The 24,922-nt window shown below is 68.1% G+C and carries 28 protein-coding genes; 12 read left to right on the forward strand and 16 right to left on the reverse strand.

What is annotated here, in order from left to right:
* Positions 1-6 precede the first annotated feature (6 nt).
* From H4W30_RS09575 to H4W30_RS09595, 5 genes are all read right to left on the reverse strand, one after another.
* Positions 7-324 carry a DUF1416 domain-containing protein gene (locus tag H4W30_RS09575; protein WP_126736211.1) on the reverse strand — a complete coding sequence of 106 codons (318 nt, stop codon included), beginning with the start codon at positions 322-324 and terminating at the stop codon, positions 7-9.
* Positions 324-1,160 carry a sulfurtransferase gene (locus H4W30_RS09580; RefSeq protein ID WP_192742565.1) on the reverse strand — a complete coding sequence of 279 codons (837 nt, stop codon included), beginning with the start codon at positions 1,158-1,160 and terminating at the stop codon, positions 324-326. Before H4W30_RS09580 ends, H4W30_RS09575 begins: the two co-directional genes overlap by 1 nt.
* Positions 1,161-1,182: 22 nt before the next feature.
* On the reverse strand, positions 1,183-1,617 hold the full coding sequence (locus H4W30_RS09585; RefSeq protein WP_192742566.1) for a DUF4395 domain-containing protein: 435 nt from the start codon (positions 1,615-1,617) through the stop codon (positions 1,183-1,185).
* A gap of 194 nt (positions 1,618-1,811) precedes the next feature.
* A complete protein-coding gene (locus H4W30_RS09590) occupies positions 1,812-2,261 on the reverse strand; it encodes a TlpA family protein disulfide reductase (protein ID WP_192742567.1) in 450 nt (149 codons plus the stop codon).
* Positions 2,262-2,268: 7 nt separating this feature from the next.
* Positions 2,269-3,162 (reverse strand): LmeA family phospholipid-binding protein, encoded by an 894-nt coding sequence (locus H4W30_RS09595; RefSeq protein ID WP_126736209.1) that lies wholly within the window; start codon positions 3,160-3,162, stop codon positions 2,269-2,271.
* 143 nt (positions 3,163-3,305) lie between these two features.
* Between H4W30_RS09595 and H4W30_RS09600 the strand changes: the two genes are divergently transcribed.
* The 6 genes from H4W30_RS09600 to pstB all read left to right on the forward strand — a co-directional run bounded on the left by H4W30_RS09600 (position 3,306) and on the right by pstB (position 9,172).
* The gene (locus tag H4W30_RS09600) at positions 3,306-4,055 is read left to right on the forward strand and encodes a winged helix-turn-helix transcriptional regulator (RefSeq protein ID WP_192742568.1); all 750 of its coding nucleotides are present in this window, start codon (positions 3,306-3,308) and stop codon (positions 4,053-4,055) included.
* A gap of 62 nt (positions 4,056-4,117) precedes the next feature.
* The gene (gene mshD, locus H4W30_RS09605; protein ID WP_192742569.1) at positions 4,118-4,993 is read left to right on the forward strand and encodes a mycothiol synthase; all 876 of its coding nucleotides are present in this window, start codon (positions 4,118-4,120) and stop codon (positions 4,991-4,993) included.
* Between the two features lie 229 nt (positions 4,994-5,222).
* Positions 5,223-6,347, forward strand: coding sequence for a phosphate ABC transporter substrate-binding protein PstS (gene pstS / locus H4W30_RS09610; protein WP_125679659.1), 1,125 nt, complete (start codon positions 5,223-5,225; stop codon positions 6,345-6,347).
* A 200-nt stretch (positions 6,348-6,547) separates the two neighbouring features.
* Complete coding sequence (gene pstC, locus H4W30_RS09615; protein ID WP_192742646.1) at positions 6,548-7,465, forward strand: phosphate ABC transporter permease subunit PstC; 918 nt, start codon at positions 6,548-6,550, stop codon at positions 7,463-7,465.
* Positions 7,466-7,467: 2 nt separating this feature from the next.
* On the forward strand, positions 7,468-8,385 hold the full coding sequence (gene pstA / locus H4W30_RS09620) for a phosphate ABC transporter permease PstA (RefSeq protein ID WP_192742570.1): 918 nt from the start codon (positions 7,468-7,470) through the stop codon (positions 8,383-8,385).
* A 10-nt stretch (positions 8,386-8,395) separates the two neighbouring features.
* On the forward strand, positions 8,396-9,172 hold the full coding sequence (pstB, locus tag H4W30_RS09625) for a phosphate ABC transporter ATP-binding protein PstB (RefSeq protein WP_005152681.1): 777 nt from the start codon (positions 8,396-8,398) through the stop codon (positions 9,170-9,172).
* Positions 9,173-9,585: 413 nt separating this feature from the next.
* On the opposite strand, the gene phoU is transcribed toward pstB, so the two are convergent.
* From phoU to H4W30_RS09650, 5 genes are all read right to left on the reverse strand, one after another.
* Complete coding sequence (gene phoU, locus H4W30_RS09630) at positions 9,586-10,248, reverse strand: phosphate signaling complex protein PhoU (protein WP_016337999.1); 663 nt, start codon at positions 10,246-10,248, stop codon at positions 9,586-9,588.
* Positions 10,249-10,328: 80 nt separating this feature from the next.
* Positions 10,329-11,732, reverse strand: a complete 1,404-nt coding sequence (locus H4W30_RS09635) for an LCP family protein (protein WP_192742647.1) — start codon at positions 11,730-11,732, stop codon at positions 10,329-10,331.
* Positions 11,733-12,530: 798 nt separating this feature from the next.
* Positions 12,531-13,259, reverse strand: a complete 729-nt coding sequence (locus H4W30_RS09640) for a GGDEF domain-containing protein (protein WP_192742571.1) — start codon at positions 13,257-13,259, stop codon at positions 12,531-12,533.
* A gap of 65 nt (positions 13,260-13,324) precedes the next feature.
* On the reverse strand, positions 13,325-13,936 hold the full coding sequence (idi, locus tag H4W30_RS09645) for an isopentenyl-diphosphate Delta-isomerase (RefSeq protein WP_126737526.1): 612 nt from the start codon (positions 13,934-13,936) through the stop codon (positions 13,325-13,327).
* Between the two features lie 58 nt (positions 13,937-13,994).
* On the reverse strand, positions 13,995-14,828 hold the full coding sequence (locus H4W30_RS09650) for an alpha/beta fold hydrolase (protein WP_192742572.1): 834 nt from the start codon (positions 14,826-14,828) through the stop codon (positions 13,995-13,997).
* A 122-nt stretch (positions 14,829-14,950) separates the two neighbouring features.
* Here H4W30_RS09650 and H4W30_RS09655 point away from each other — a divergent pair, with 122 nt between their 5' ends.
* Complete coding sequence (locus H4W30_RS09655) at positions 14,951-15,235, forward strand: hypothetical protein (RefSeq protein WP_192742573.1); 285 nt, start codon at positions 14,951-14,953, stop codon at positions 15,233-15,235.
* 45 nt (positions 15,236-15,280) lie between these two features.
* Here H4W30_RS09655 and dusB read toward each other — a convergent pair whose 3' ends face one another.
* From dusB to H4W30_RS09675, 4 genes are all read right to left on the reverse strand, one after another.
* Positions 15,281-16,426, reverse strand: a complete 1,146-nt coding sequence (gene dusB / locus H4W30_RS09660; RefSeq protein ID WP_192742574.1) for a tRNA dihydrouridine synthase DusB — start codon at positions 16,424-16,426, stop codon at positions 15,281-15,283.
* An 18-nt stretch (positions 16,427-16,444) separates the two neighbouring features.
* Positions 16,445-16,837 carry a hypothetical protein gene (locus H4W30_RS09665; protein WP_192742575.1) on the reverse strand — a complete coding sequence of 131 codons (393 nt, stop codon included), beginning with the start codon at positions 16,835-16,837 and terminating at the stop codon, positions 16,445-16,447.
* A 242-nt stretch (positions 16,838-17,079) separates the two neighbouring features.
* Positions 17,080-17,457, reverse strand: a complete 378-nt coding sequence (locus tag H4W30_RS09670) for a HicB family toxin-antitoxin system (RefSeq protein WP_192742576.1) — start codon at positions 17,455-17,457, stop codon at positions 17,080-17,082.
* Positions 17,454-17,603, reverse strand: a complete 150-nt coding sequence (locus H4W30_RS09675; RefSeq protein WP_225949226.1) for a hypothetical protein — start codon at positions 17,601-17,603, stop codon at positions 17,454-17,456. Before H4W30_RS09675 ends, H4W30_RS09670 begins: the two co-directional genes overlap by 4 nt.
* Before the next feature lie 321 nt (positions 17,604-17,924).
* Here H4W30_RS09675 and H4W30_RS09680 point away from each other — a divergent pair, with 321 nt between their 5' ends.
* Positions 17,925-19,883 carry a DUF2339 domain-containing protein gene (locus H4W30_RS09680; protein ID WP_192742577.1) on the forward strand — a complete coding sequence of 653 codons (1,959 nt, stop codon included), beginning with the start codon at positions 17,925-17,927 and terminating at the stop codon, positions 19,881-19,883.
* Between the two features lie 43 nt (positions 19,884-19,926).
* Positions 19,927-20,328 (forward strand): TIGR03667 family PPOX class F420-dependent oxidoreductase, encoded by a 402-nt coding sequence (locus H4W30_RS09685; RefSeq protein WP_192742578.1) that lies wholly within the window; start codon positions 19,927-19,929, stop codon positions 20,326-20,328.
* Here H4W30_RS09685 and H4W30_RS09690 read toward each other — a convergent pair.
* Positions 20,325-20,876, reverse strand: coding sequence for a superoxide dismutase family protein (locus H4W30_RS09690; protein WP_126737534.1), 552 nt, complete (start codon positions 20,874-20,876; stop codon positions 20,325-20,327). The genes H4W30_RS09685 and H4W30_RS09690 overlap by 4 nt on opposite strands.
* 83 nt (positions 20,877-20,959) lie before the next feature.
* Here H4W30_RS09690 and H4W30_RS09695 point away from each other — a divergent pair, with 83 nt between their 5' ends.
* Positions 20,960-21,922: a DMT family transporter gene (locus H4W30_RS09695; RefSeq protein ID WP_126737535.1), complete on the forward strand. Its 963-nt coding sequence runs from the start codon at positions 20,960-20,962 to the stop codon at positions 21,920-21,922.
* Entirely contained in the window at positions 21,867-22,331 is a 465-nt protein-coding gene (locus H4W30_RS09700) for a DUF6328 family protein (RefSeq protein WP_192742579.1), read from the forward strand. Before H4W30_RS09695 ends, H4W30_RS09700 begins: the two co-directional genes overlap by 56 nt.
* Here H4W30_RS09700 and H4W30_RS09705 read toward each other — a convergent pair whose 3' ends face one another.
* Entirely contained in the window at positions 22,332-22,859 is a 528-nt protein-coding gene (locus H4W30_RS09705) for a hypothetical protein (RefSeq protein ID WP_192742580.1), read from the reverse strand. It abuts the gene before it with no gap.
* Positions 22,860-22,936: 77 nt separating this feature from the next.
* Between H4W30_RS09705 and H4W30_RS09710 the strand changes: the two genes are divergently transcribed.
* On the forward strand, positions 22,937-24,751 hold the full coding sequence (locus tag H4W30_RS09710) for a LamG-like jellyroll fold domain-containing protein (RefSeq protein WP_192742581.1): 1,815 nt from the start codon (positions 22,937-22,939) through the stop codon (positions 24,749-24,751).
* Positions 24,752-24,922: the final 171 nt, after the last annotated feature.

Consider the following 24,922-nt stretch of genomic DNA (forward strand, 5'->3'; position numbering starts at 1 on the left):
AATACGTCAGGCGACCGAGATCGCCAGCTGGTGCACGCCGGGTCCCTGCGCGGTGACGGAGGCCTCGCCATTGCCGGAGCGGTGCAGCGCGCGCACCGTCCAGTCACCGGGGGCCGCGTAGAAGCGGAAGTCGCCGTCGGCCGACGAGACCACCTCGCCGGTGAAGTCGCCGCCGCCGTCCAGCAACCGCACGAAGGCGCCGCCGACGGGGCCCTCCGAACCGGTCACCTTGCCCGCCAGCACGACCTGGCCGCGGGTGTCGTAATCGGCGGGCGTGGCCTCCTGGGCCGGTGCGCCGCAGCTGTCAGTGTCGTTGCCTGCCATCACTTCGCTCCCAACTCGACCGGCACGCCGACGAGCGAGCCGTATTCCGTCCACGAACCGTCGTAGTTCTTCACCTGGTCGTAGCCGAGGAGCTCGTGCAGCGCGAACCACGCGATGGACGAACGCTCACCGATCCGGCAGTACGCGATGGTGGCCTTCGACTCGTCGAGGCCCTCGTCGGAGTACAGCTCCTTGATCTCTTCCTCGGTCTTGAACGTGCCGTCCTCGTTGGCGACCTTCGCCCACGGGACGTTCAGCGCACCCGGGATGTGGCCGGGGACCTGCGACTGCTCCTGCGGCAGGTGCGCCGGGGCGAGCAGCTTGCCGGAGAACTCGTCGGGCGAGCGCACGTCGACGTAGTTGCTCTTGCCGATCTCGGCGACGACCTCGTCGCGGAACGCGCGGATCGAGAGGTCCTGCTCCTTGGCCTTGTACTCGGTCGGCTCGCGCTTGACGTCGTCCGAGTTCAGCTCGCGGCCGTCGAGCTCCCACTTCTTGCGGCCGCCGTCGAGCAGCTGCACCTTGTCGTGGCCGTAGAGCTTGAAGTACCAGTACGCGTACGCGGCGAACCAGTTGTTGTTGCCGCCGTAGAGGATCACGCGGTCGTCGTTCGAGATGCCCTTCTCGGACAGCAGCTTCTCGAAGCCCTCCTTGTTGACGAAGTCGCGGCGCACCCCGTCCTGCAGGTCCTTGCGCCAGTCGAACTTCACCGCACCGCGGATGTGTCCGTTGTCGTACGCGGTCGTGTCCTCGTCGACCTCGACGAACACGACACCCGGCGTGTCCAGGTTCTCCTCGGCCCACTGGGTGGTGACCAGGACGTCTTCACGGCTCATGGAGCTGACTCTCTTTCTGGGGTTAGGACGCGCGAGGGCTGGGACTGAAACGCTTGATGAGCAGGTACATCTCGCAACCGAGACAGAAGTTGAACGCCGCGTTGAGGAACGCCGCGAAGAGCGCGAACGCCGTCGCGACGAAGCCGAGCGCGGTCAGGCCGGTGGCGAACCCGACGGTGCCGACGACGGCGAACACGAACCCGACGGCCTGCGCGAACCGCAGCGGGGCGGCGTCCTCGCGTTCGGCCGTCGGGCCGAGCCGCGGCGCGACGAGGTAGCGATAGATCAGGGAGTACGGCGCCGGCTTCAGGCCGATGAAGGCGCCGATCGCGAACACCACCGCCTGCGCCGCGAGCAGTGGCCACCACTGGGTGATGAGCACGACCGCGAGCACGATCGTCGTCAGGATGGCGGCGAAACGCGGACCTCGGGGGTCGACTGCCGGTCCTGCGGACATGGTTCCTCCTGCGAACGAGAGGGAAAGAGGTGCGTGCCGGACGGGCACGCGCAGGCGTGGCTCAGCGAACGCCGGGACACAGGCTGCTGCGAACGCGGCACAGGTCCACTGCGCGGCGCTGGGTCAGCAAGGTTCGGGGCAGCCGGTTCACGGGCACGAGGGTACGCAGAGCTCCCTCAGGTTGGGAACCGTGTTCACACCTTGGGACGCTTCCCGGAATCCGGGATCAGATGAGGCTCCAGGGCGTCGAGAAGGTCCTGACCTCGGGGAACGCCGCCGACCCGGAAGACCTCACGGCCGTCCGCGGTCAAGGCCAGGGTCGTCGGGGTTCGCAACACCGACAGCGCCTGGGCCACTTCGGGGGTTTCGGTGACGTCCAGATCGACGTGCGTGAGGCCGTCGGTCTTCTCCGCGAGCGCCGACAGGATCGCGCGGGTGTGGCGGCACGGCGCGCAGAACGTCGTGGAGATCTGGACCAGGGTGACGCCTTCGGGCGCGAGGGCCTCCGAGACGCGGCCGGGCAGTGTGGGCGCGGTGGACTTGGCCGGTTTGGCCGCGCGGATGCGGCCGTTGCGTGCCTGCAGCAGCGCGCCGGCCACCCCGCCGAGCACCAGTACGCCCAGCAGCACCCACACCCCGGTCATCCGCAAGTCACCCCTGAGGCTTCGCTCCGCTGAAGGCGACGTTCTTGCCCTCGCCCTTGATGGTCACCGAGCCGCTGTTCACCCGCACCGACGTCGGCGTCACCGAGAACGGCATCGCGCCGGTGTCGATGGTCGCGTTGAAGTTCGGCAGCAGCGCGTCCTGTACGGCCTGGGGAACGACGGTGGTCTCCTTGTCATTCCCGAACTGGAGCCGCTTCGGTTCGAGACGGATCTTCTGCCCGTCCAGCTCGATCATCGCGAAGCAGAAGATCTCCACCTTCTGCCCGGCGATCTGGACGTTGCCCGAAACCCGGATCCCGGTGCTGGCGGTGTCGACCGGCTCGCCGTTCTCGTTCGTCGCGGTCGGCTTCGTCTCGCCCTGCCCGCTGTCGCCGTTGCGGACGTAGTCCTCGGTGACCGGCTCGATCTTCAGGTTCTCGATCTTGTCCAGTGGCGCCTGCCGCGCGATGTCCGCGGCCTTGATCGTCACCTCGCCCTTGAGCGTGCCGATGACGATCGACTTCGTGTTGCCGGACGTCAGGTCGGACAGCGGGGCCGTGACGTCGCTCATGTCGGCGTTGAAGTCCACGTCCCGCAGCCTCGGCGGGACGGCGACGCCCTGGGCGTTGATCGTGATGTGACTGTAGTCACCGGAAAGGGCCTGGGTCAGGAAGGGGAAACCGTGCACCGTGACCGCCGGATCGTTGGCCAGCTCCAGCTGCTGGCGGGCCTTCTGGGAGATCGTGTGCTCGGCGTACGCCGCCGCCCCGAAATCGGCCCCGACCAGCAGCACCACCAGCACCGCGAGGGCGATGAGCCAGCCCCGGCCACGGCGCTTTCCTCGCTTGGCCGGCCGGCCGGAAGACGGTCGGTCGTCACGCGCCACGGGCCTGCTCACCATTGTGTCGAATCTCCTTCGTAAACCTCTTTGGCCAGGTGTGATCGATCCAGCACGGGGTAGGTCCTCGGCCCGGCACCCGCTATTCTCACCAAGCACCGGCTGTAGCCACGTTCGAGGCGACCACGACTGAAGGCGGTGCGGCGATGAGCCTGGACCTTCTGGTACTGACCGCGGAAGCAGATGCCACCACGGTATTGCCCGCTCTGGATCTGCTGCCCCACACCGTACGCGTCCGTGCTCCGGAAGTGACCGCGCTGCTCGACGCCGGCCATCGCGACGTCATCGTCCTCGACGCCCGCAGCGATCTCGCCTCCGCGAAGAGCCTCTGCCGTCTCCTCAAGGGCGCCGGCGAGGACGAAACCTCCACGCCGGTCATCGCCGTCGTCGGCGAAGGCGGGCTGGTCGCGGTCAGCGCGGAATGGCGCACCGACGACATCCTCCTCCCGACGGCCGGGCCTGCCGAGGTCGACGCCCGGCTGCGGCTCGTCACCACCCGCGACGGCGGCGCCGCGCAGGTCGACGCCGAGCTCCGCGTCGGCGAACTGGTCATCGACGAGGCGACCTACACCGCGAAGCTCCGCAAGCGCACCCTCGAACTGACCTACAAGGAGTTCGAGCTCCTCAAGTACCTCGCCCAGCACGCCGGCCGGGTGTTCACCCGCGCCCAGCTGCTGCAGGAGGTCTGGGGTTACGACTTCTTCGGCGGTACGCGCACGGTCGACGTCCACGTCCGGCGCCTCCGCGCGAAGCTGGGGCCGGAGCACGAACAGATGATCGGGACCGTGCGCAACGTCGGCTACAAGTTCGAGCGGCCGTCGAAGGGCAGCGCGGCCAAGCAGGCCATCGCGCCGGACTCGAGCGTCTACGAGCCGAACGAGCTTTCCGCGCACTGAATCCCCTTTCTGCCTGACAAGACGTCCGGGCGGGGACCGGGTTCCCGGGTAGGGTCGATTTCATGCTCGATCTGGCTTGGACCGGTGAACCGGACACGGAAGAGATCCACGGCTTCCTGCTCGCCGTGCGTGCGGCCGACGGGCGCCCGGAGGACACCGGTTTCGCCGGTGGGCAGCACCTTCTGGGGCGCCTGGACGGTGAGTTGGTCGCGTACGCGCACCTGGACACCGAAGGCGATTCGCACGGCAACCAGGTCGCCGAGTTGTTCGTTCACCCCGGGCATCGCCGCTCCGGGCACGGCAGGACACTCGTCAAGGCGCTCGTCGACCACGTCGCGGGGAAGCCGCTGCGGGTCTGGGCGCACGGCGATCACCCCGCCGCCGTCCATCTCGCCGGGACCGAAGGTTTCGAGCGCGCCCGCGAGCTGCTGATCCTGCACGCCGATGTGGAAGCCGCGGACTGGCCGGAGCCCGTGACTCGTGAGGGCGTAACGCTGCGGACGTTCGTCCCCGGTCAGGACGAGGAAGCGATGGTCCGCGTCAACGCGCGCGCCTTCGACTGGCACCCCGAACAGGGCGCCCTGACCGCCGACGAGGTCCGGGCGACCGAGAAGGAAGCCTGGTTCGACCCCGAGGGCTTCTTCCTCGCGGAAGAGGAAGGGAAGGTCATCGGCTTCCACTGGACGAAGGTCCACGAGGCCGTCCCCGGCCGGTTCGGTGGCGAGCCCGCCGGCGAGGTGTACGTCGTCGGCATCGATCCGGACGCCCAGGGCGGCGGTCTCGGGAAGGCGCTCACGCTCGCCGGGCTGCGGTACCTCCGTGATCGCGGGCTGGGCCAAGTGATCTTGTACGTCGAAGGTGACAACGCGCCCGCACTCGCCGTGTATTCGAAGCTCGGCTTCACCCGATACGAGGTAGACGTCCAATACGCTCGGTAACGGCGTTCACACGTGCGGCACTTGACCGGTCACGGAGAGCGGACGCGCAGGTCACGGCTGGGACACAGACCACTTTCGGAGTAGTCGCGCTGCTCACATCGGCCGCCTTGTTCACCTGTCGTTCACCCTTAGACGGCCGCCTGTCCACTGTCGGTGCTTAGTGTCCGGGTCCGGAAGGAACGCTCCCGTTCCACCGATCCGGCGAAAGTCTCCCAGTGGAGGAAATGCAGTGAAGATCATGCGGCCCGCGGGCGCGATCGGCATCGTGGCCACCGCCGCCCTCGTGCTCGGCGCCTGTGGATCCGACCCGGCGGCGACCAAGCCCGGCAGCACCGGTGCCGCCGCCGCCCCCAGCGGCGCGGCGAACGTCGAATGCGGTGGCAAGAGCCCCCTTTCGGCCGAGGGCTCGTCCGCGCAGAAGAACGCGATCGACATCTTCGTGCAGGCTTACGCCGCCAAGTGCTCCGGCCAGAAGGTGAACTACAACCCGAGCGGTTCGGGCGCCGGCATCAAGCAGTTCAACGCGAACCAGGTCGACTTCGCCGGTTCGGACTCGCCGCTCAAGGACGAAGAGGCCGAGAAGGCCAAGGCCCGCTGCGCCTCCGACGCGTGGAACCTCCCGCTCGTCGTCGGCCCGGTCGCCGTCGCCTACAAGCTTTCCGGGGTCGACAAGCTGACCCTGACCCCCGAGGTCACCGCCAAGATCTTCAACGGTGGCATCACCAAGTGGAACGACCCGGCCATCAAGGCGGTCAAGGGCAACGAGAGCCTGAACCTGCCGGACAAGGCCATCCAGGTCATCTCGCGCACCGACGAGTCGGGCACCACCGACAACTTCCAGAAGTACCTGAAGGTCGCGTCCAAGGGCGCCTGGACCCAGGGTGACGGCAAGAAGTTCAACGGCGGTGTCGGCAACGGCGCGGAGAAGTCCAACGGTGTCGCCAACGCCGTGAAGTCCGCCGACGGCGCGATCACCTACGTCGAGTCCGCGTTCGCGAAGGACGGCATCAGCACCGCCCTCATCGACAGCGGCTCCGGCGGTGTCGAGCTCAACGCGGCGAACGTCGCCAAGTCCCTCGACGCGGCGAAGTTCAAGAAGGAGGGCACGAACGACCTGGCCCTCGACCTGGACTCGATCTACTCCAGCAACGTGCCCGGCGCCTACCCGGTCATCCTGGCCACCTACGAGATCGTGTGCTCCAAGTACGCGGACGCCGAGGTCGCCAAGGCCGTCAAGGCCTTCCTGAACGTCGCCGCCACCGACGGTCAGAAGCCGCTTTCGGAGAAGGGCTACGTGCCGATCCCGCAGAGCCTGCAGGACAAGGTCCTGACCGCCGTCAAGGCCATCGCCTGATCCTTCCGGTCGAACGGTAAAGACAGGCTGGACAGAAGTAGTCGATGAGCGATTCATCTTCGCCCAGAACGCCCACCGGCGACCCCGGTGGGCGTTCTGGCGTCCGCGAGACCTTCACGGAGGACCCGATTTCGGAGCAATCTGCCGCGTCACCGCCCGAGCAGTCCTCGGTGCGCCTCGCGAGCCCCAATTCCAGGACGGTGCGACCCGGTGACCGCATCTTCCAGATCCTGACCACCGGAGCCGGCGTCTTCGTCGTCTCGCTGATCGGCCTGATCGGGTTGTTCCTGCTGGTGCAGGCCATCCCGGCGCTCCAGGCCGACAACGTGAACTTCCTGACCAGCCAGGTCTGGCAGACCACCCCGGACGACATGCGTTTCGGGATCATGGGCCTGCTGCTGGTCACGGTGTACTCGTCGCTGCTGGCGCTGATCATCGCCATGCCGATCTCGCTCGGGATCGCGCTGTTCCTCACCCAGTACGCGCCGAAGCGGCTGGCGCGGCCGTTCGCGTACGTCATCGACCTGCTCGCCGCGGTCCCCTCGATCATCTACGGCCTGTGGGGCCTGATGGTCTTCGCGCCGGCGATCGAGCCCTTCTCGAAGTGGGTCAACGAGACCTTCTCGTGGATCCCGCTCTTCGCGGCGGGCAACGTCTCGCCGGACCTGCGCGGCACCATCTTCACCGCGGGCATCGTGCTCGCCGTGATGATCCTGCCGATCATCACCTCGCTTTCCCGCGAGATCTTCGAGCGGACCCCCACCCCGCACATCGAAGGCGCGCTGGCGCTGGGCGCCACCCGCTGGGAGGTCATCCGCACCACGGTGCTGCCGTTCGGCAAGGCCGGTTACATCGGCGCCTCGATGCTCGGCCTCGGCCGCGCGCTCGGCGAGACGATCGCGCTCGCGATCATCCTGACCGGCGCGGTCGGCCGCGAGTTCACCTGGAGCCTCTTCGACGGCGGCGCCACGTTCGCCTCGAAGATCGCGGCGGACTACGCGGAACTCAACAACGAGATCTCGGCGGGCGCGTACATCGCGGCGGGTCTCGTGCTGTTCCTGCTGACGCTCATCGTCAACTTCATCGCGCGATCCGTCATCGCCAAGAAGGGGGACTGAGCATGTCCACCACGCTCGAGAAGACCCCCGCCACCACCCCCGCCTTCCAGCAGGTCAGCATGGCCAGGAAGGTCAAGAACGGCTTCGCCACGGCGCTGATCTGGCTGTCGTTCCTGATCGCCGTCGTGCCGCTGGTGTGGCTGCTCGCCACGGTGGTCATCAACGGTGTCAAGCGGATCCCCTACAGCAACTGGTGGACCGAGGACTTCGGCTCGGTGCTGTCGGACGAGGTCGGCGGCGGCGTGGCCCACGCCGTCATCGGCTCGGTGCTGCAGGGCCTGGTCTGCGCGATCATCGCGGTCCCGATCGGCATGCTGGTCGCGATCTACCTGGTCGAATACGGCCGCGGCAAACTCGCGAAGATCACCACGTTCATGGTGGACATCCTCTCCGGTGTCCCCTCGATCGTCGCGGCGCTGTTCATCTACGCCCTGTGGATCACCACGTTCGGCCTCCCGCGCAGCGGTTTCGCCGTGTCGCTGGCCCTGGTGCTGCTGATGATCCCGGTGGTCGTGCGCTCCTCGGAGGAGATGCTGCGGATCGTCCCGGACGACCTGCGCGAAGCCTCGTACGCGCTCGGCGTGCCGAAGTGGAAGACGATCATGAAGATCGTCCTGCCGACCGCGCTGTCCGGCATCATCGGCGGCATCATGATGGCGCTCGCCCGGGTCATGGGCGAGACCGCGCCGCTGCTGGTCCTCGTGGGCTACTCGGCCTACGTGAACTGGGACATCTTCGGTGGCGAGCAGGCCGCTCTGCCGCTTCTGATGAACAACGAACGGGTCAGCAACCCGTTCGACGAAGGTACCGTCGCGTTCGACAGGATCTGGGGAGCGGCGCTCACCCTGGTGCTGATCATCGCGATCGTGAACCTCCTCGCCATGCTCTTTGCCCGTCTTGTCGCCCCGAAGAAGAAGTGAGCTGTTTGAGATGGCCAAACGAATCGACGTCAAAGACGTGGACATCTACTACGGCAAATTCCACGCCGTGGACGGCGTCACCCTCTCGGTGCCGCCGCGGAACGTCACCGCGTTCATCGGCCCGTCGGGCTGCGGCAAGTCGACGGTGCTGCGCACGCTGAACCGCATGCACGAGGTCATCCCCGGCGCCCGCGTCGAGGGTGAGGTGCTGCTCGACGGCGAGGACATCTACGGCGCCGGGGTCGACCCGGTGCAGGTCCGCCGCACGATCGGCATGGTGTTCCAGCGGCCCAACCCGTTCCCGACGATGTCCATCCGCGACAACGTCGTGGCGGGGCTGCGCCTCGGCGGCACCAAGGGCAAGAAGGAACTCGACGAGGTCGCCGAGCGCGCCCTGCGCGGCGCGAACCTGTGGAACGAGGTCAAGGACCGGCTGAACAAGCCGGGCGGCGGCCTCTCCGGTGGTCAGCAGCAGCGGCTCTGCATCGCGCGGGCGATCGCCGTGCGGCCCGACGTGCTGCTGATGGACGAGCCGTGCTCCGCGCTCGACCCGATCTCGACGCTCGCCATCGAGGACCTGATCGGTGAGCTCAAGAAGGAGTACACGATCGTCATCGTGACGCACAACATGCAGCAGGCGGCGCGGGTCTCGGACCAGACCGCGTTCTTCAACCTGGCGGGCGTCGGCCAGCCGGGTCGCCTGGTGGAGCTGAACGACACCGAGAAGATCTTCTCGAACCCGGACGAGAAGGCGACCGAGGACTACATCTCGGGCCGCTTCGGCTGAGTCTCTCTCTTTTGCGCGTGAAGGCCCCCTTCCCTCGGCTGAGCCGAGGGAAGGGGGCCTTCACGCGCTTGGGGCGAGGCTGGGGCGGGGCTGGGGCGGGCGGACGTTGCGAAAGTGGCTTTCGCAACGTTGAAGGTTGCGAAAGTGGCTTTCGCAACGCGTTCCCGCGGTGCGGTGCACAGGTGCCGGACGCGCGCGGGCGGCTGGGGACATCTCGCGTGACTGGGCGGACGTCGCGTGTGTCTGGACGGCCGCCAGGTGTGTCTGGGCGGACGCCACGTGTGTCTGGATGGACGACACGCGAAACGACCGACATCGGTCCCGGTGGTCGTGAGCCTGCCGTAAGAAGACGAAGGGGCCCTTCACCGCGTGAGATGCGGTGAAGGGCCCCTTGGCCACAGAGCGAAGGTCCCTTACAGCTCGTCGGGTCCGTAGCCGGGCATCTTGCCGGTCACCACGAAGATCATCCGGCGCGCGACCGAGACGGCGTGGTCGGCGAAGCGCTCGTAGAAGCGGCCCAGCAGGGTGACGTCCACGGCCGCGGCGACGCCGTGGTCCCAGTTCCGGTCCATGATGACCGTGAACAGGTGCTTGTGGATCTCGTCGACCTCGTCGTCGTCCGACTCGATCGTGCGGGCGGCCTCGACGTCCTTGGACTTGATGACCTGCTCGACCTGGCGGGCCAGGCTGACGCCGACCTCGCCCATCTTGGCGAAGTCCGCCTTCACCTCTTCGGGGAGCACGGGGTCCGGGTGACGGCGGCGCGCGGCCTTGGCCACGTGCAGCGCCAGATCGCCCATCCGCTCCAGGCTCTCCGCCGCGTGGATCGCGGCGAGGACGGTCCGCAGGTCGGTCGCGACGGGTGCCTGCAGGGCCAGCAGCGCGTACGCCTGCTCCTCGCATTCGGCGCGCGCGTCGTCGACCTTCGCGTCGTCGCTGATCACCTGCTCGGCGAGTCCGAGATCGACCTCGAGCAACGCCCGGGTCGCCCGCTCCATCGCGTCGGCGACCTGGAGCGACATGCTCGCTAGGTTCTCGGCGAGCTGTTCGAGTTCGACATGGTAAGCCTCACGCATGGCCCAACCCTACGGGCAACAGGGTCCAAAAGCCGCATCCCAGAGTGAACCTGACGTGAACCCGGACTAACGAATGCTCCTCAGCCTGAGCTGCTGCTCTTTTTGGCGCCGCCGGATTTGGCGGAGCTGGTCGGAGCGGGCGCTGTGTCGCTCGCGGGCGGCGCCGGCGCCTTCTCTTCCAGCGGGGTGTTGTTGATCAGCGCGTCGAAGACGGCCTTCGCCCGGCTCTGCACCAACACCTCGTTGCCGCGCTTGTTCGCCTCTTCGGTGGTGGGCACGGTGAGGAACTTGACCTTGTCCGAACCCATCCCACGCATCGACTTCGCCAGCGTCATCATCTGGTTGATGCCGATGTTCTCGCCGAAGGTGGCTTTGGCGAACGCGTCGATGAACCCGCTGAGCTTGCCGGTGTCCAGGATGACGTCCTTCGACATCACCGTCTTCAACAGCGCGCCGAGGAAGGCCTGCTGCCGTTTGATCCGGCCGTAGTCCGACGTCGGATCGCCCTTGACGTGCCGCGCCCGGACGTAGTTCAGCGCCTGGTCGCCGGAGATCCGGACCTCGCCTGCCTGCGGGATGATCATGCCGAGCGTGGTGTCGTCGACCGGTTTCTCGTTGTACACGGTGACGCCCTGCACGGCGTCGACCATGGATTTGAAGCCGTTGAAGTCGATCCCGACGAAGTGGTTCATCTTCATGCCGGTGATCTGCTGGATGACCTTCGTGACGCACTGCGGGCCGCCGACCGCGTAGGCCGTGTTCAGCTTCGCGATCTTCTGCGCCGGCGCGGACTCCTCCGAGTACGACGACGTCGCCGGGTCCCAGCGCTTGCATTCGGGCCGGTTGATCTCGAGGTCGCGCGGGAAGGAGACCATGACGACGCGCTGCCGGTCGGCGGGGACGTGCGCGATCATGACCGTGTCCGAACGGGCGCCCGGGGTGCCGTCGGCGTCGCCGACGCCGTCTTCGGCGGCCGCGCCGTCACGGGTGTCAGAACCGACCATCAGGAAGTTCTCGTCGCCGGTCTGGCCCGCGGCGTCCTGGATGTCGGCCGAGTCTTCGTCGAGCGAAGCGACGGTGTTGAACTTCGCGTCGAACCAGGTCTGGGCGCCCCACGCCGAGCCGATGGAAAGGAACACGAGCGCGGCGACCACGGCGGCGGCGATCCGTCCCGCCTTGGCCGTCTGCCTGGTCTTGCGTTCCTTCTTCTCCTGCAGACGGGTCTGCGGGGCCGACTCCTCGGCGGCTTCCGCCGGCGCGGAATCGGTGGTCGTGACCACCCGCTGCAGCGCCGTGCGGGTCTGCTCCAGCAGCGCGGCGGGGCGGGCGGCGAGCCGTTCACGGCGCTCGCGTTTCTTGGCCTCTTCGGCTTCGAGCTCGTCGTGCGCGGCGGAGAACCGGGCCAGCGTGTGGTCGATCTTGCGCTTGGTGATCGTCGCGTCGTCGATCGCCTCGAGCTCGTCGGTCATCGTGAGCCGGTCCATTTCGGACCTGGGCGGGATCGGCGCCTGCTGCACCGGCCGCTGCATCGGGCGGCGGGGACGACGCGGAGGCGGCGGGGCCGCGGGCTGCTGCTGCGCGCCCGGGTTCACCAACGGCGGACGGCGCTGCGTCGGGGCTTCGGGGCTGGGCGCGGCCTGTGAAGTGCGGCGCGGCTGACGCGCGCGAGGCGGACGCGAAGCCTCGGTGGGCTGCGGATTCCGCGGCGGCGTCTGTGCCCGCGGCGTGGCGGGGGTGGCCGCGCGAGGCGCGGGCGCCGGGCTTTCGACGGGAGCCGCCGAGCGGGGACGACGCGGTGCGGGCGGCTCCGTCCGAGCGGCGCGCACACCGGGTCTCGGCGGCTCGGGCGCCGGTTCGCTCTGCCGGAGGCGGCGCGGGGCCGGTGCCTCGGCGGTGGGATCGAAGACCGGGCGTTCACCGGTGTGACGTGCGACAACGTCCGAAACGCTGATACCGCCGTGGGTGTCCATCGAGCGGCGTCGGGCCCTGCGACCGCGCTCACCGGCGCTCCTGTCGGTGTGACTGTGGCGACCGGTCCCCGGGTTGTGGTGCTCGTCGGGCACTCGGTCTCCTTTCACGACTCGTCGAAGCTCTTTCGTTATCGTACGGACACCTCGGGTTCGTGACGACAACCATCCCGGAATTTTCTTCACTCAAGGTACCGAGAAGCGCCGAACGGTCCATGCGATCGGGTGAGCGGTCGTGGTTAAAGCTGCGTTAAAAGGACCGAAACCACTACACAGAGTGCGACGCTTGACTGTGTGAGTGGCGGCGAGTAGTACCTAGGCGCCGGCGGACTCGGCCGCGTTCATCGGCTGCGGAATCGTCCCCGACGATTCCGCGTCCTGATAGGCCACTTTGTTTCGCCCGGCCCGTTTCGCCATATACAACAAAGCGTCGGCGCTCCGCAACTGCCGTTCCGGTTCCGCCCCGATATCCGGCTCCGCGCGGCTTTCGTGCGCGAGCCCCACGCTGATCGTCACCGAGAGACCGGGACGGATCCGGCGCCACGGATGGCGGGCCACCCGGATACGGGCGGTGTCGGCGATGCGCACGGCGCGGGCGGCGTCGACGTCGGGGATGACGAGCGCGAACTCCTCGCCGCCGTAGCGGGCGCAGAACGCCTCGGGTGGAAGTCCTTGCTGCAAAAGCTCGGCCACCTCGCGGAGCACCCGGTCGCCGACCAGATGCCCGAACGTGTCATTGACGTCCTTGAACAGGTCCAAGTCCACCAAAGCGATGGCCACACCGGGCGGGCCGCGGTGGTCGACGGCCGGGCCGTGCAGCCACTGATCGAGGTAGCGGCGGTTGTAACTGGACGTCAAAGTGTCGCGCAGGCTGCCCGCCCTGGCGAGATCCAAAGCGGAACTGAGGTGGTGGTACGCGCGGCGCCAATCACCCTGCGTGGCAAGGACTCGCGCGATCGACTCATGCAAGGTGAGCAGATCGGTGGTCGGCGCGCCCGGTGGGAGCGCGGCCTCGTCGTCGGCTGCCACGCTCACCTCCGCCACGAATTGGTTTTCGTCGTATAGGAGGGATGTCTTGAGGTATGAGTACGGGCCAAAGCGAATATCGCTCAAGAGGACGACGGTTCGGCGCCATTGTCACGCACCGGAGTTCCGTTCTGTAAGGACGAAAAGGGCTCGGCGTCTTTGAGCTGCGAAAACTGATCTTTCGCCCAGTAACTCACGTCAGTCACATCGTCATTCAGCAACAGTGCGTAATCATTCCAGCTCAGCCAGCGCCAGTCGCCGACCTCGTCCGGATGCGGTTCCGGATCTTCGTCGACCCAGGCGACGAACACCGGGCAGAACTCGTTCTCGACCACGCCTTCGAACGGCGGCGTCGAGTAGCGATACGCCGGAAGGACGCACCTGAGCCCGTTCAGCCGGGGCAAGCCGAGCTCGAAGGCGGCCCGGCGCCGGACGGCCTCCTCGATCGGTTCACCCGGTGCGGGATGCCCGCAGACACTGTTGGTCCACACCCGGGGCCACACCTTCTTGGTGGCGGCGCGGCTGGTGATCAGGAGGGCCTGGTCGCTGCTGCGCAGCAGATAGCAGGAGAACGCCAGATGCAGGCGGGTGTGCTCGTGGTGGGCGGCCAGCTTGGGCGCGGTTTCACCGGTCGGCTCGCCGTCCTCGGTGACGTAGACGATGCGTTCGGTGTCCACTTCGGTCATGTTGTTCATCCGCCCCACTGAACCAGCAGGCTCGCTGTAACCGGTACCGCGACCAGAGTTACCCCTGTTAGTGGGATGAAAGGTGCTCCACGAGCAAAGAAGTGACGGCCTCGGGCGCCTCCTCCACCACCCAGTGGGAGACGTCCTCGATCATCTCGAAGCGGTACGAGCCGGTGACCCGGTTCGCGGTGTCGAGCGCGGCCGTCGAGCCGAAGGCGGCGTCCTCGGTGCTCCAGATGTAGAGCGTCGGCACCTCGATCGGGCCGATCTTCCCGCCGGGGCGGCCGGCGCGGTACCAGTTGAGCGCGGCGGTCAGCGCGCCCGGCTCGGACAGGCGCTGGACGTACTCGTCGACCTTGCTCGGCGGCACCTTCCAGTCGAACATACGGCGCAGGGCGTCGGCGTTGTTCTCGAGCATCCGCCGCTCGGTGACCCGGGTCTGCCGCCATTCGGTCATGTACGCCGACCGGAGATGCTGGTCCTCGTCGGTCTTCATGGCCTCCGCCAGCGCCGCCGGATGCGGCGTCGAAATCACCGCGAGACTGCGGAGCCTGCCGGGATGCGCGTCGGCCGTCCACCACGCGACAGCGCCGCCCCAATCGTGTCCGACGAGGTCGAATTCGTTCCACCCCAAGCGATCCGCGATCGCGATGACGTCGCCGACGAGGTCGTCGATCCCGTACTCGGACGCCTGTTCCGGCCGGACGTCCGGCGAGTAACCGCGCTGATCCGGGGCCACCGCGCGATAGCCGAGCACGCCGAGCGTTGCGACCTGGTGCTCCCATTCGACCGCGGCCTCGGGAAAGCCGTGCAGCAGCAGGACAGGGCGGCCGTCTTCGGGGCCGGCCGCGATGGCGTCGAAGGAACCGGCCGCGGTGGGGATGCTCAGCTGCTCGATCACGACGCCGACTTTACGGGTCTCCGGTTTCCGGCAGGCGGCAAGGGATTGACGACGAGTGTTCCTTGATCGTCTAATGGGCGCGCTGCCGATCTTCGGCCGCACTGGGGAAACTGGGGTGTCACATGTCGAACAGTTGGAGGCGCCGGCTCGCTGTCGGCGCCGCTTCCGTCGCGCTCGTGGGCGGAATCGGTATCACCGCGGCGAATGTCGCGGTCGCGCAGGAGGCACCGGTTTCGGTGCTCGGGGTCTGCGACGGCAACCCGGGTTGTCATCTCGGGCCGTACCCGACCTACGAGGCGTGTCTCGTCGAGCAGAGCAACATGGCCCGGTATTACACGATCACCATGCGGTGCTTCGAGGTCGACCACGACCAGTGGAAGTTCGCCTACAAGACCAGGGGAACCTGAGTCGTGAACGAGACGCTCCCGCCGCCCGGCGGGAGCGTTTTCGTTTCAGCCGCCCGAATGCATGTCCTCGGTCTCGGGGACGCAGTCGTCGTCCGGGTCGTCGAGCCAGCCGTGCGGCAGCGTGACCTTGCCCGGCGAGCCCTGCCGCCCGCGCGGACCGGTGGCGGCGCTGGGGAACGGGGCGTCGTGGTCGAGCTTGGCGATGAGATCGTCGAGCTCGTCCATGCTGGACAGCATCGCGAAACCGCGTCGCAGCTCGGAACCGACCGGGAACCCCATGAAGTACCACGCCATGTGCTTGCGGATGTCGCGCATGGCCTTGTCGTGGCCGTCGTGCTCGACGAGCAGTTCGGTGTGGCGGCGCAGCACCTTCGCGACCTCGCCGAGATTCGGCGGCGTCGGCTGTGGGCGCCCGGCGAAGGCCGCTTCGAGCTCGCCGAACAGCCAGGGCCTGCCCAGGCAACCGCGCCCGACCACGACACCGTCGCAGCCGGTCTCGTCGACCATGCGCAACGCGTCCTCGGCGGAGAAGATGTCGCCGTTGCCGAGCACCGGAATGCTGGTGACCGCTTCCTTGAGGGCCGCGATCTTCGTCCAGTCGGCCTGGCCGGAGTAGCGCTGCGCGGCCGTGCGCGCGTGCAGGCTGACCGCCGCCGCGCCCTCCGCCTCGGCGATCCGCCCGGCGTCGAGGTACGTGAGGTGGTCGTCGTCGATACCCACCCGGAACTTGACCGTGAACGGCACCCCCGCCTCGGCCGCGGCCTTCGCCGACTCGCGCACGATGTCGGCGAAGAGCTTGCGCTTGAACGGCAACGCCGCGCCGCCGCCCTTACGGGTCACCTTCGCCACCGGACAGCCGAAGTTGCTGTCGATGTGGTCGGCGAGCCCTTCTCCGGTGATGATGCGGACGGCCTCGGCCATGGTTTTGGGGTCGACCCCGTAAAGCTGCATGGACCTGGGCTTTTCGTTCTCGCCGAAGGTCATCATGTGCATGGTGCCGGGGTGGCGTTCGACCACCGCGCGGGCGGTGATCATCTCGCAGACGTAGATGCCGGCGCCGTACTCCTGGCACAGCTGCCGGAAGGCGACGTTGGTGATGCCCGCCATGGGAGCGAGCACGACCGGCGGATCGACCTCGTAGGGGCCGATCTTCAGGCTGGGCTTGCTCAGGGTGGCTGTCACGTCCTCCATTGTCGCCTGTGGTGTCTGTCACGTGCAGGTGGGCTGGGTTCCGCCGCCGATCTCCTCGCCGGGAGGGGCGATCACCGTCCATCTCATCTGCCCGTCGGGGTAGGTCCCGTCGATGTAGGTCAAGCGGCTGGCCACGACCGCACCCGTGTGTTTCGGTGATCTCAGCTCGATCCGCAGGCGGTGGAAGCGGGCCGTGTCGCTCTCGACGGTCACGTCTTCGTCCCTCCATACGGTCAGTTCGGGAAAAGTGAGGTCGTCGAACCGCATCGATCGAACGCCTTCGAAGTAGAGCTCGACAGGCTCGTTCTCTGGCCTGAACCCGGATCGGAGGAACAACTCCGAGTGTCCGACTCCGTATCGCCACAGTTGGAAGGTGCGCGACGTGCTGAGGAGCGTTTCGCCGGGGTTCATCCGGCCAGTATGGAGAAACTTCCGGTACCCCGTGGCCGACATTCGGCTCCCTGCGTGGACCGTGTGGATTTTGGGACGTCAGATGTCCCGAAATCCACACAGTGGTCGACTATCCGCAAGGCCATGCGTAAGGCCGGGTCCCGGTATTCCTCGGGTGCACCTGGCCTTGCGACTCGCGCGGCGCCCGCGGCGTTATGAGTGATCCGTGGGGACCATCGGCCGACCAGCGACACCGCGTCTTGTCAGGACGACTTCGCCAACTGGCTGACTCGCTGGAAGGACATGCCGAGCACCTCACCCGCTTCGCGTTGTGAAACGCCAAGGGCGAGCAGTTCTTGAACCGCCGCACGGTGTTCTGCGGCCGCTTCGGCTTGCTTGCGTTGAGCCTCTTCGCGCAGGACCTCGGCGCGGGCTTGATGGTCCTTCACCGAACTCGGCAGGTGCACGTCAAGATGCAGGTCGTACTCGTCGTCCTTGACGCCGTCCATGATTTCGATGAGCTCGTTGGCCATCGTCACGACGTCCTTGTAACGGAGAGCCTGGGTGGAGCGGTCGATCTCGCGGACGCGGATGAGCCAGAACTTGCCATCGCGAGTGACTTCTGCGTGATAGGTCTTCACTTCTTCCACCATCCCTTCCCGAGGACGCCCTCGCACTCCTTGAAGATGTCGATGGCGAAGATCTCGCCCAGTTCGGTATGGCGCGGAATGGGCACCACCACGCCGTTCAAGGTGTAGATGGTGTGGTTGGCGCCTTCCCGTTCCAAGATCCATGCCGCGCGTTGCCGCCTGGCGGCGACAGCGATCTTCTTGATGACCTCTCGTCTTCTCGCAGCGTATGTCTAGGCAGGGGTAGACGCAAGCGTCAAGGGCGGGCTAGACATCTCCCGAGATGGGATGGAAAAGGGTGTCTCTTTGCGGCCGCGCATCGCGGTAGGCCTATGGAGGCGGGCTGGTTCCTTGTGAGAACGCCGACCGCCTGCGGGGCGCTCCGCGTGTGGGCCCGATCGCGATGATCTTGCAGGTCGCGACCACATCGTCATCACGATTGAGTAGTGCTACGGATCCCCCAGGGGCGTGCAGGCCGCATGCTGATCGCCATGACCACCGATGGGGATGTGCTCCTCAGGCTCGCCGGGGAGATCGACGACCTTGGGGCCCGCCTCGCGCGGGTCGGCACGGAGCTGCGGACCGTCCAGTCCGCGGCGGAACCGAAGCACGAAGAGGCGCCTGACCAGGCCGAGCAGCAGGCACCGAAGACCGAACAGGCCCAGGCTCAACCGCAGGTGCCCGAGCAGCCGCAAGCCGAGCAGCCCGCACCCCAGGTGCCGCCTCAGGCCCAGCAGCCCCCGCAACCGCAGGTCCCGCAGCAGCCGTACCCCCACCCCCAATATCAGCACCCCCAGCACGCCCACTACCAGCAGCAATACCAGCAGGCCCAGTACGCGCAGTGGCAGCAACAGCAGCAGTACCGCCAGCAGTATCAGCAGCCGTACCGCCCGTACCAGCCCGCCCCGAAGGTGTCCCTCGCCGAGAAGCTCGGCAAGGAAGGCGCGGGCAGCAGGCTGCTGGCCTGGATCGGCGGCGCGGTCACGCTGCTCGGCATCGTGCTGTTCCTCGTGCTCGCGATCCAGCGTGGCTGGTTCGGCCCGTTGCCGCGAGTGATCGGCGGCGCCGTGCTCGGCGCCGCGCTGGTCGGCATCGGCCTGAGGCTGCACCGCACGCCGGCGGGCCGCACGGGTGCGTTCGCGCTCGCCGCCACCGGTATCGGCGCGCTGTACCTCGACGCCATCGCCGCGACGACGATGTACGAGTACCTCCCGGCCTACGCCGGTCTCGCGCTCGGGCTGCTGATCGCGGTCGGCGGGTTGCTGCTGGCCGTGCGGTGGAAGTCGTCGCTGCTCGCGACGGCCGTCGTGCTCGGCTGTGTGGTCTGCGCGCCGATCATCACGCAGGGTTTCACCGCGCAACTGGTCGCGTTCCTGCTCGTCGTCCAGGTCGCTTCGACGCCGGTGCAGCTACGCCAGTCGTGGCCGTCGGTCGCGGTCGCGGCGGGGATCCCGCCGCTGGTCGCGTCGGTCTTCAGCACGGCGTTCACCGGTTTCGGCGGCAGCACGGCCAACACCGCCGCCGCGCTGGCCGTGGGAGGCGTGGGACTCGCGCTTGCCTTGATCGTCACCGCCAAGCGGCCGGGTGACGCCGCCGCGCTCGTCCTGCTCGCCTTCGCCCCCGCGCCTTCGCTGCTCGCCGCCTTGTTCCTGCCGAAGACCCCGGCCGTACTGGTCACGGCGTCGGTCGCGCTGGTGCTGCTCGCGGTGTGGGCCGTCGGGAAGTGGCTCGACGGCTGGACGGGTGAGCTCGCCGGCGCCGCCGGGCTCGTCGCGGCCTTGCAGACGACGATGACGCTGTTCGACGGCAGTGCCCAGTCGGCGATCCTCATCGGCGAAGGGGTCCTGCTGGCGCTTGTGGCGCTGTGGACGAAGAAGCACGTCGCCCTCTTCGGCGGCCTCGGCTTCGCCGTCATCGGCGGCATGATCGCGCTGGTCTTCGACGTCCCGCCGACGCTCTTCTTCCTGATCCGCAACCGCCCGGACGCCGACCTCGCCGCCGCCCTGCTGGTGGCCCTCGCCATCCTGGCCGTCTCGATCACGCTTCCGTGGGTCGCGCACCGGCTCGGGCTGTTCAAGGCCGCGGCGGAGAACGTGGTGCCGTGGCTCTTCGCCGGGGTCTGCGGGCTCTACGGCGCGGGCGCGCTGGTGCTGTGCGGCGCGATGCTGGCCGTCCCCGGCCGCTCGGGTTTCCTGGTCGGCCACGTGGTGATCACGGTGTCCTGGACGGTCGCCGCCCTGGTGCTGCTGGTCCGCGGCATCTCCGCGGTCAACCTGCGGGTGATCGGCTTCGTGCTGGTCGGCGCGGCGGTGCTGAAGCTGGTGCTGTTCGACCTCGCCGCGCTGGACGGCCTGGCCAGGGTCGCCGCCTTCCTCATCGCCGGGCTGGTGCTGCTCGGCGCCGGGACGCGGTACGCGAAACTCGTCGCCTCCCGCTGAGCGGACGAGGAAGAAATGCCGCCGGGTCGTGGTTGGTCGGTTCATGACCTACCAACCCGACCCACGGCTCGCCGAGCGGGCGAAGGAGAACGTCGCCTGGCTGACCACGATCAGCCCCAAGGGCCGCCCTTCGCCCCGCCCGGTGTGGTTCGTGCTCGACGGTGACGACATCATCGTCTTCAGCCAGCCGGACACGGCGAAGACCCGCCACATCGAAGGCAACCCGGAGGTCAGCCTCCACTTCAACAGCGACGAGCACGGGGGCTCGATCCTGGTGATCGGCGGCAAGGCCGAGATCCTGCCGGACGGTCTCGCGTCGGAGCAGCCCGGCTTCCTCGACAAGTACGAGAAGCACTACCCGGCGATCGACTACGACGTCCCGAAATTCGACCGGGAGTACAACGTCCGGATCAGGATCCGGCCCGAACGCACCTGGGGCTTCTAGAAACCGACGGTCACGCAGGCCAGCCGGGCCCCCGCGGTCCCGGCGTGGCCGGGGTGGGTGTGGGTATGCGTTTCGTGGATCACGATGGAGTTCGCGCGCCGGTCGGTGAACGTCCAGTCCACTTTGGACACGGCGGCGCCGCGGCCGGTGGCGTCGGTGGTGAGGTCGAGCCAGATCTCGTTGCGGGGGTTGGCGTAGGCCGGGTCCACTGACGGCTTCACCGGGTCTTCGACGTTCTGGTAGTGCGGCCCGGCGAGGTCGCCGGTGGCGCCGCACGGCTTCGTGTGGGCGTGGGCGCCGTATTCACGGTTGGGCAGCAGGCCGGTCACCAGGATCGCGGTCGAGGTGCCGTGGGCCTTGGACGTCAACCCGAAGACGTGCGCGCGGGCGCCGGGCGGCACCAGTTCGGGTTTGTAACTCGTGAGACCGCTCTTGGCGGTGATCACGTGGACCCGGGAGCCGGGGACGGCGGTGGCCGGCCCGGCGCCGGCGGTCAGGGCCAGTGCGGCCGCGGACAGGACGAGCGAGAGTGCGGGGACGGGGCGCATGCCCCTTGCCTAGTCCGCACGAATCGGACACGCCAGGGTGGTCACTCGGTCGGGCGATCATTCTCGAACTATGGGCAGGAAATGTGAGTAGCAACCCTCCGGATCGCACCTGGCTGGTCGCGGTCGCCGCCGCCCTTTGGGGCACCGACGGCCTTTTGCGCCTCCCACTCGCCGAGGCGCTCCCGGCGGCGACGGTCGTTTTCTGGGAGCACCTGCTGGTCGTGCTCGTGCTGAGCCCCCTCATCCCCGGCGCCATCCGGGCGCTGCGCCGGACCGGCCCGCGGGAATGGCTGGCCGTGCTCGCCATCGGCGGCGGGTCCTCCGCGCTCGCGACGGCGATGTTCACCGCCGCCTTCAAGCTGGGCGACCCCGTGACGCCGTTGGTGCTGCAGAAGCTCCAGCCGGTGTTCGCCGTGCTGGCGGCGTATTTCGTGCTCCGCGAGCGGGTCCGCCCGGGGTACGCCTTGTTCGCGATCCCGGCGCTGCTCGGTGCCTGGCTGCTGGCCTTCAAGGATCCGCTGAACATCCAGGTCGCCGCGGCGAAGGCGGCCTTGCTGGCGATCGGCGCGGCCGCGTTGTGGGCGGCGGGCACGGTGCTCGGACGGTTGCTGTCCACCGAGCTGGCGCCGAAGGAGGTCACCACGCTGCGCTTCACGGTCGGGCTGCCGGTCTCGGCGGGAATCGTGGCGTACCAGGGCGGCCAGTTCGCCGTGGGCTGGGACAACGCGCTTGGGCTCGGCCTGCTGGCGCTGGTCCCGGGCCTGCTCGCGCTGAGCCTGTACTACCTGGGCCTGCGGTCGACCCCGGCCGCCAGGGCGACGCTCGCGGAGCTGGCGTTCCCCGTCACGGCGGCCGTTATCGGCGTATTGTGCTTGAACGCCGATTTGTCGGGTACTCAGTGGCTGGGCCTCGCCGTGGTGGTGGTGTCAGTGACTTCGCTCGGCTGGCATGAAAAGGTCAGGCGTCAACCGATGGTCTTGGAGCCGCTGAATGGTCGAGCACACCGGCGAGACGAAGAACGAACGCCTGACCCGCAACGTCAGTGAGCTCCTGCAGGAGCTGCGGGTCGCGCAGGCCGGTGTCCAGATCCTCTTCGGTTTCCTGCTCACGGTGGTGTTCACCGACGAGTTCCACCAGGCGAGCGGGTTCGAGAAATCCGTCCATCTGACGGCGGTCCTGCTCACGGTCTGCTCGACGGTCCTGCTGACTGCGCCCGCCGCGTGGCACCGGCTGCTGTTCCGCACCGGGAACCGTGAGCGGATCCTCACCGTCGGCAACCGTTCCGTTCTGGTCGGGCTCGCCTGCCTCGCGGCCGCCATCACCACGACCGTCGCGCTCATCGCGAAGGTCGTCTTCGGCCCGATCGCGATGACGATCCTCGGCGTGGTGTCGGGGGTGCTGTTCGTCGTCATGTGGTTCGTCGTGCCGAAGCAGATCGACCGCAACGGCGACTGATCAGCGGCCGGTCCGCACCGGGGTGCTTCCGGGCAGGCCGAACGCGGCGGCCGAAACGCTCCGAGGGTCGTCCGGGCTCGCGCCGTCGAGCACCCGGCGGGCCCCGACCCACGAGAACATCTCCTTGACCGAAGGCGAGTAGCCCGCCCCGTCCACCGCGACCTTCCGGTCGAGCACCCGGTACCCGCCGGGAGTGCGTTCGACGCGGTAGACCATCGGCTGACGGCGGAATCCGCCGCGCGTGACGAGCCCGTCGCCTTCTTTCGCGACCTCGTCGCAGCTCGCGACCAGGCCGATCTTGACCCGTTCGCCGTCCGGCCGGGTCTCGATCACCTTCTGCGTGCACACCCAGCGGATTCCCGCCTCCCGGGCGCCGGCGAGCGAGCGCAGATGTTCGTCGATCGGCGGCAGTGCCTCGCGGGCGACGGCGTCGTCCACCGACGGCATCTCGTCCACGATCCACCAGCCTGCCGCGGCCACCACCACACCGACCCCGGCGAGCACGGGCCAGCGTTTGACGTTCCCCATGGGACGAAGCTACCGAGCGGGGCAAGTGTTCATCCGCGGTTCGGGACGCGTTGCCTCCGCGACCGTAGGTTGCGGCCGTGAACGACTCATCCAGACGGACCTTCCTGCGCGGCGCGGGCCTGCTCGGCGCCGGTGCGGCGGTCTCCGCGTTACCCGCGCTAGGTGCTCCCGCGGCTTCGGCGACCTTCGGCCATCACGGCCCGGATTTCGAAGACGGCCGCTTCACCCTCGCGGTGCTGCCCGACACCCAGTACCTCTTCGACGCCGACCGCGGTGACCCCGCGCCGTTGGACGCCACGCTGCGGTACGTCACCGGCGGCGACGAGAACATCGTCTTCCTGGCGCACCTCGGTGACCTCACCGAGAACGGGCAGCCCGGCGAGTTCGAGCAGATCAGCCGCTCGTTCCAGCACCTGGACCGGCGGCGGTTCCCGTACAGCACGCTGGCGGGCAACCACGACGTCAAGTCCTCGACCGACGACCAGCGCGGCCGCACGCCGTACCTGGACGCGTTCGGGCCGCACCGGCAGCGCGGTTCGCGGACCTTCCGCGGCGCGAGCCCGGACGGCTACAACAGCCACCACGTCTTCCGCGCCGGTGGCCGCGAGTGGCTGCTGCTCGCGCTCGACTGGCGGCCGTCGGCGGGCGGGCTGGAGTGGGCGCGGTCGGTGCTCGCGCGGAATCCGCGGCTCCCGGCCATTCTGACCATCCATGAATTGGTATGGGCCGACGAGGCGGGACAGGCCCAATTCTCGGAGTTCGGGCAGAAGGTGTGGGACGAACTGGTCGCCGGGAACGACCAGATCTTCCTGACGCTCAACGGGCACTACTGGCCACCCGGGCGCATGGTGAAGCAGAACAACGCGGGCCACGACGTCCATCTGCACATCACGAACTACCAGGACCGCTACTACGGCGGCAGCGCGATGATCCGGCTCTACCGCTTCGACCTCGCGCGGAACGTGATCGACGTCCGCACCGTCTCGCCGTGGCTCGCGGACCAGGCGCCGCGGCTGAACGAGCTGCAACGGCAGGAGATCGAACGCACCGGCCCGGCCGACTACTTCAGCCTGGAGATCGACTTCGAGTCGAGGTTCGCCGGGTTCGCGCCGGTCCCGGTCCCGCCCGCGCGGCCGGCCGAACGGCAGCTGATCCGCGGAACCGTGGCCTACTGGCGGTTCGAAGGCCGTGACGGGGCGCCCGTGGATGGTGTCCGTGATCTTTCCGGCCGGGGCAACGACCTGGTCCGGGTGACCCTGCCCGGCAGCGCGCCCGAGGCGCTGCGGTTCTCCGGCGAGTTCTCCGGGCGGCAGCCGTCGAGGTCGAGCCTCCGGTTCGACGGCGGCAAGAAACCGGCTCGCGGCGGCTATCTGCGCACCGCGGACTCCGCGCCGATGAACGCGGAGACGTTCGCGCGCGGCTACACCGTCGAGGCGTTCGTCAAGCTGCCCGCGGATTTCAAGGACGGGAAGCACGCCTGGGCCGCGATCTTCGGCAGGCAGGGTTCCGGTGGCAAGGCGGGTAAGACCGGCGACGATCCCGGCGAGCCCTCGGCCACACTGTCCCTTTCGGACGGTGCGGCGTTCCAGTGGGCGGTGTTCCCGGTGAACCAGAACGGGATCTCCACCTGCTGGGGGCACGAGCTGAAGCTGGAGGAGTGGATCCACGTCGCGGCGGTCAACGACGGCAGGCGGACGACGCTCTACGTCGACGGCTGCCCGGTGCTGCGGAACCCGAAGACGCCGGCCGCGGGGATCGCGAACCCCGGTGGCTCGTGGCTGATCGGCGCCTACGCCTACGACTCGATCGTCGAGCAGGCGTTCCACGGCTGGCTCGGCGACGTCCGGGTGGTGGGGCGCGCGCTGGACCCCCGCGAGTTCATGCTCGGCTGAGTGGATCGTGCGCGGTAATGGCGGATGTTCGTTCCCATTATCGCGCACGATCGTTCACCCGGGAATGCCGGGGTCTCTTGACAAGCGGTGGACAATAAAAAATCGACGCCCGAATCAAATGCTTGATTCGATGCGCCGAATGTGTCGACAGTCTATCCGCTGTGAGGGGAA

This window comes from Amycolatopsis roodepoortensis (assembly GCF_014873915.1).
GTDB lineage: Bacteria > Actinomycetota > Actinomycetes > Mycobacteriales > Pseudonocardiaceae > Amycolatopsis > Amycolatopsis roodepoortensis.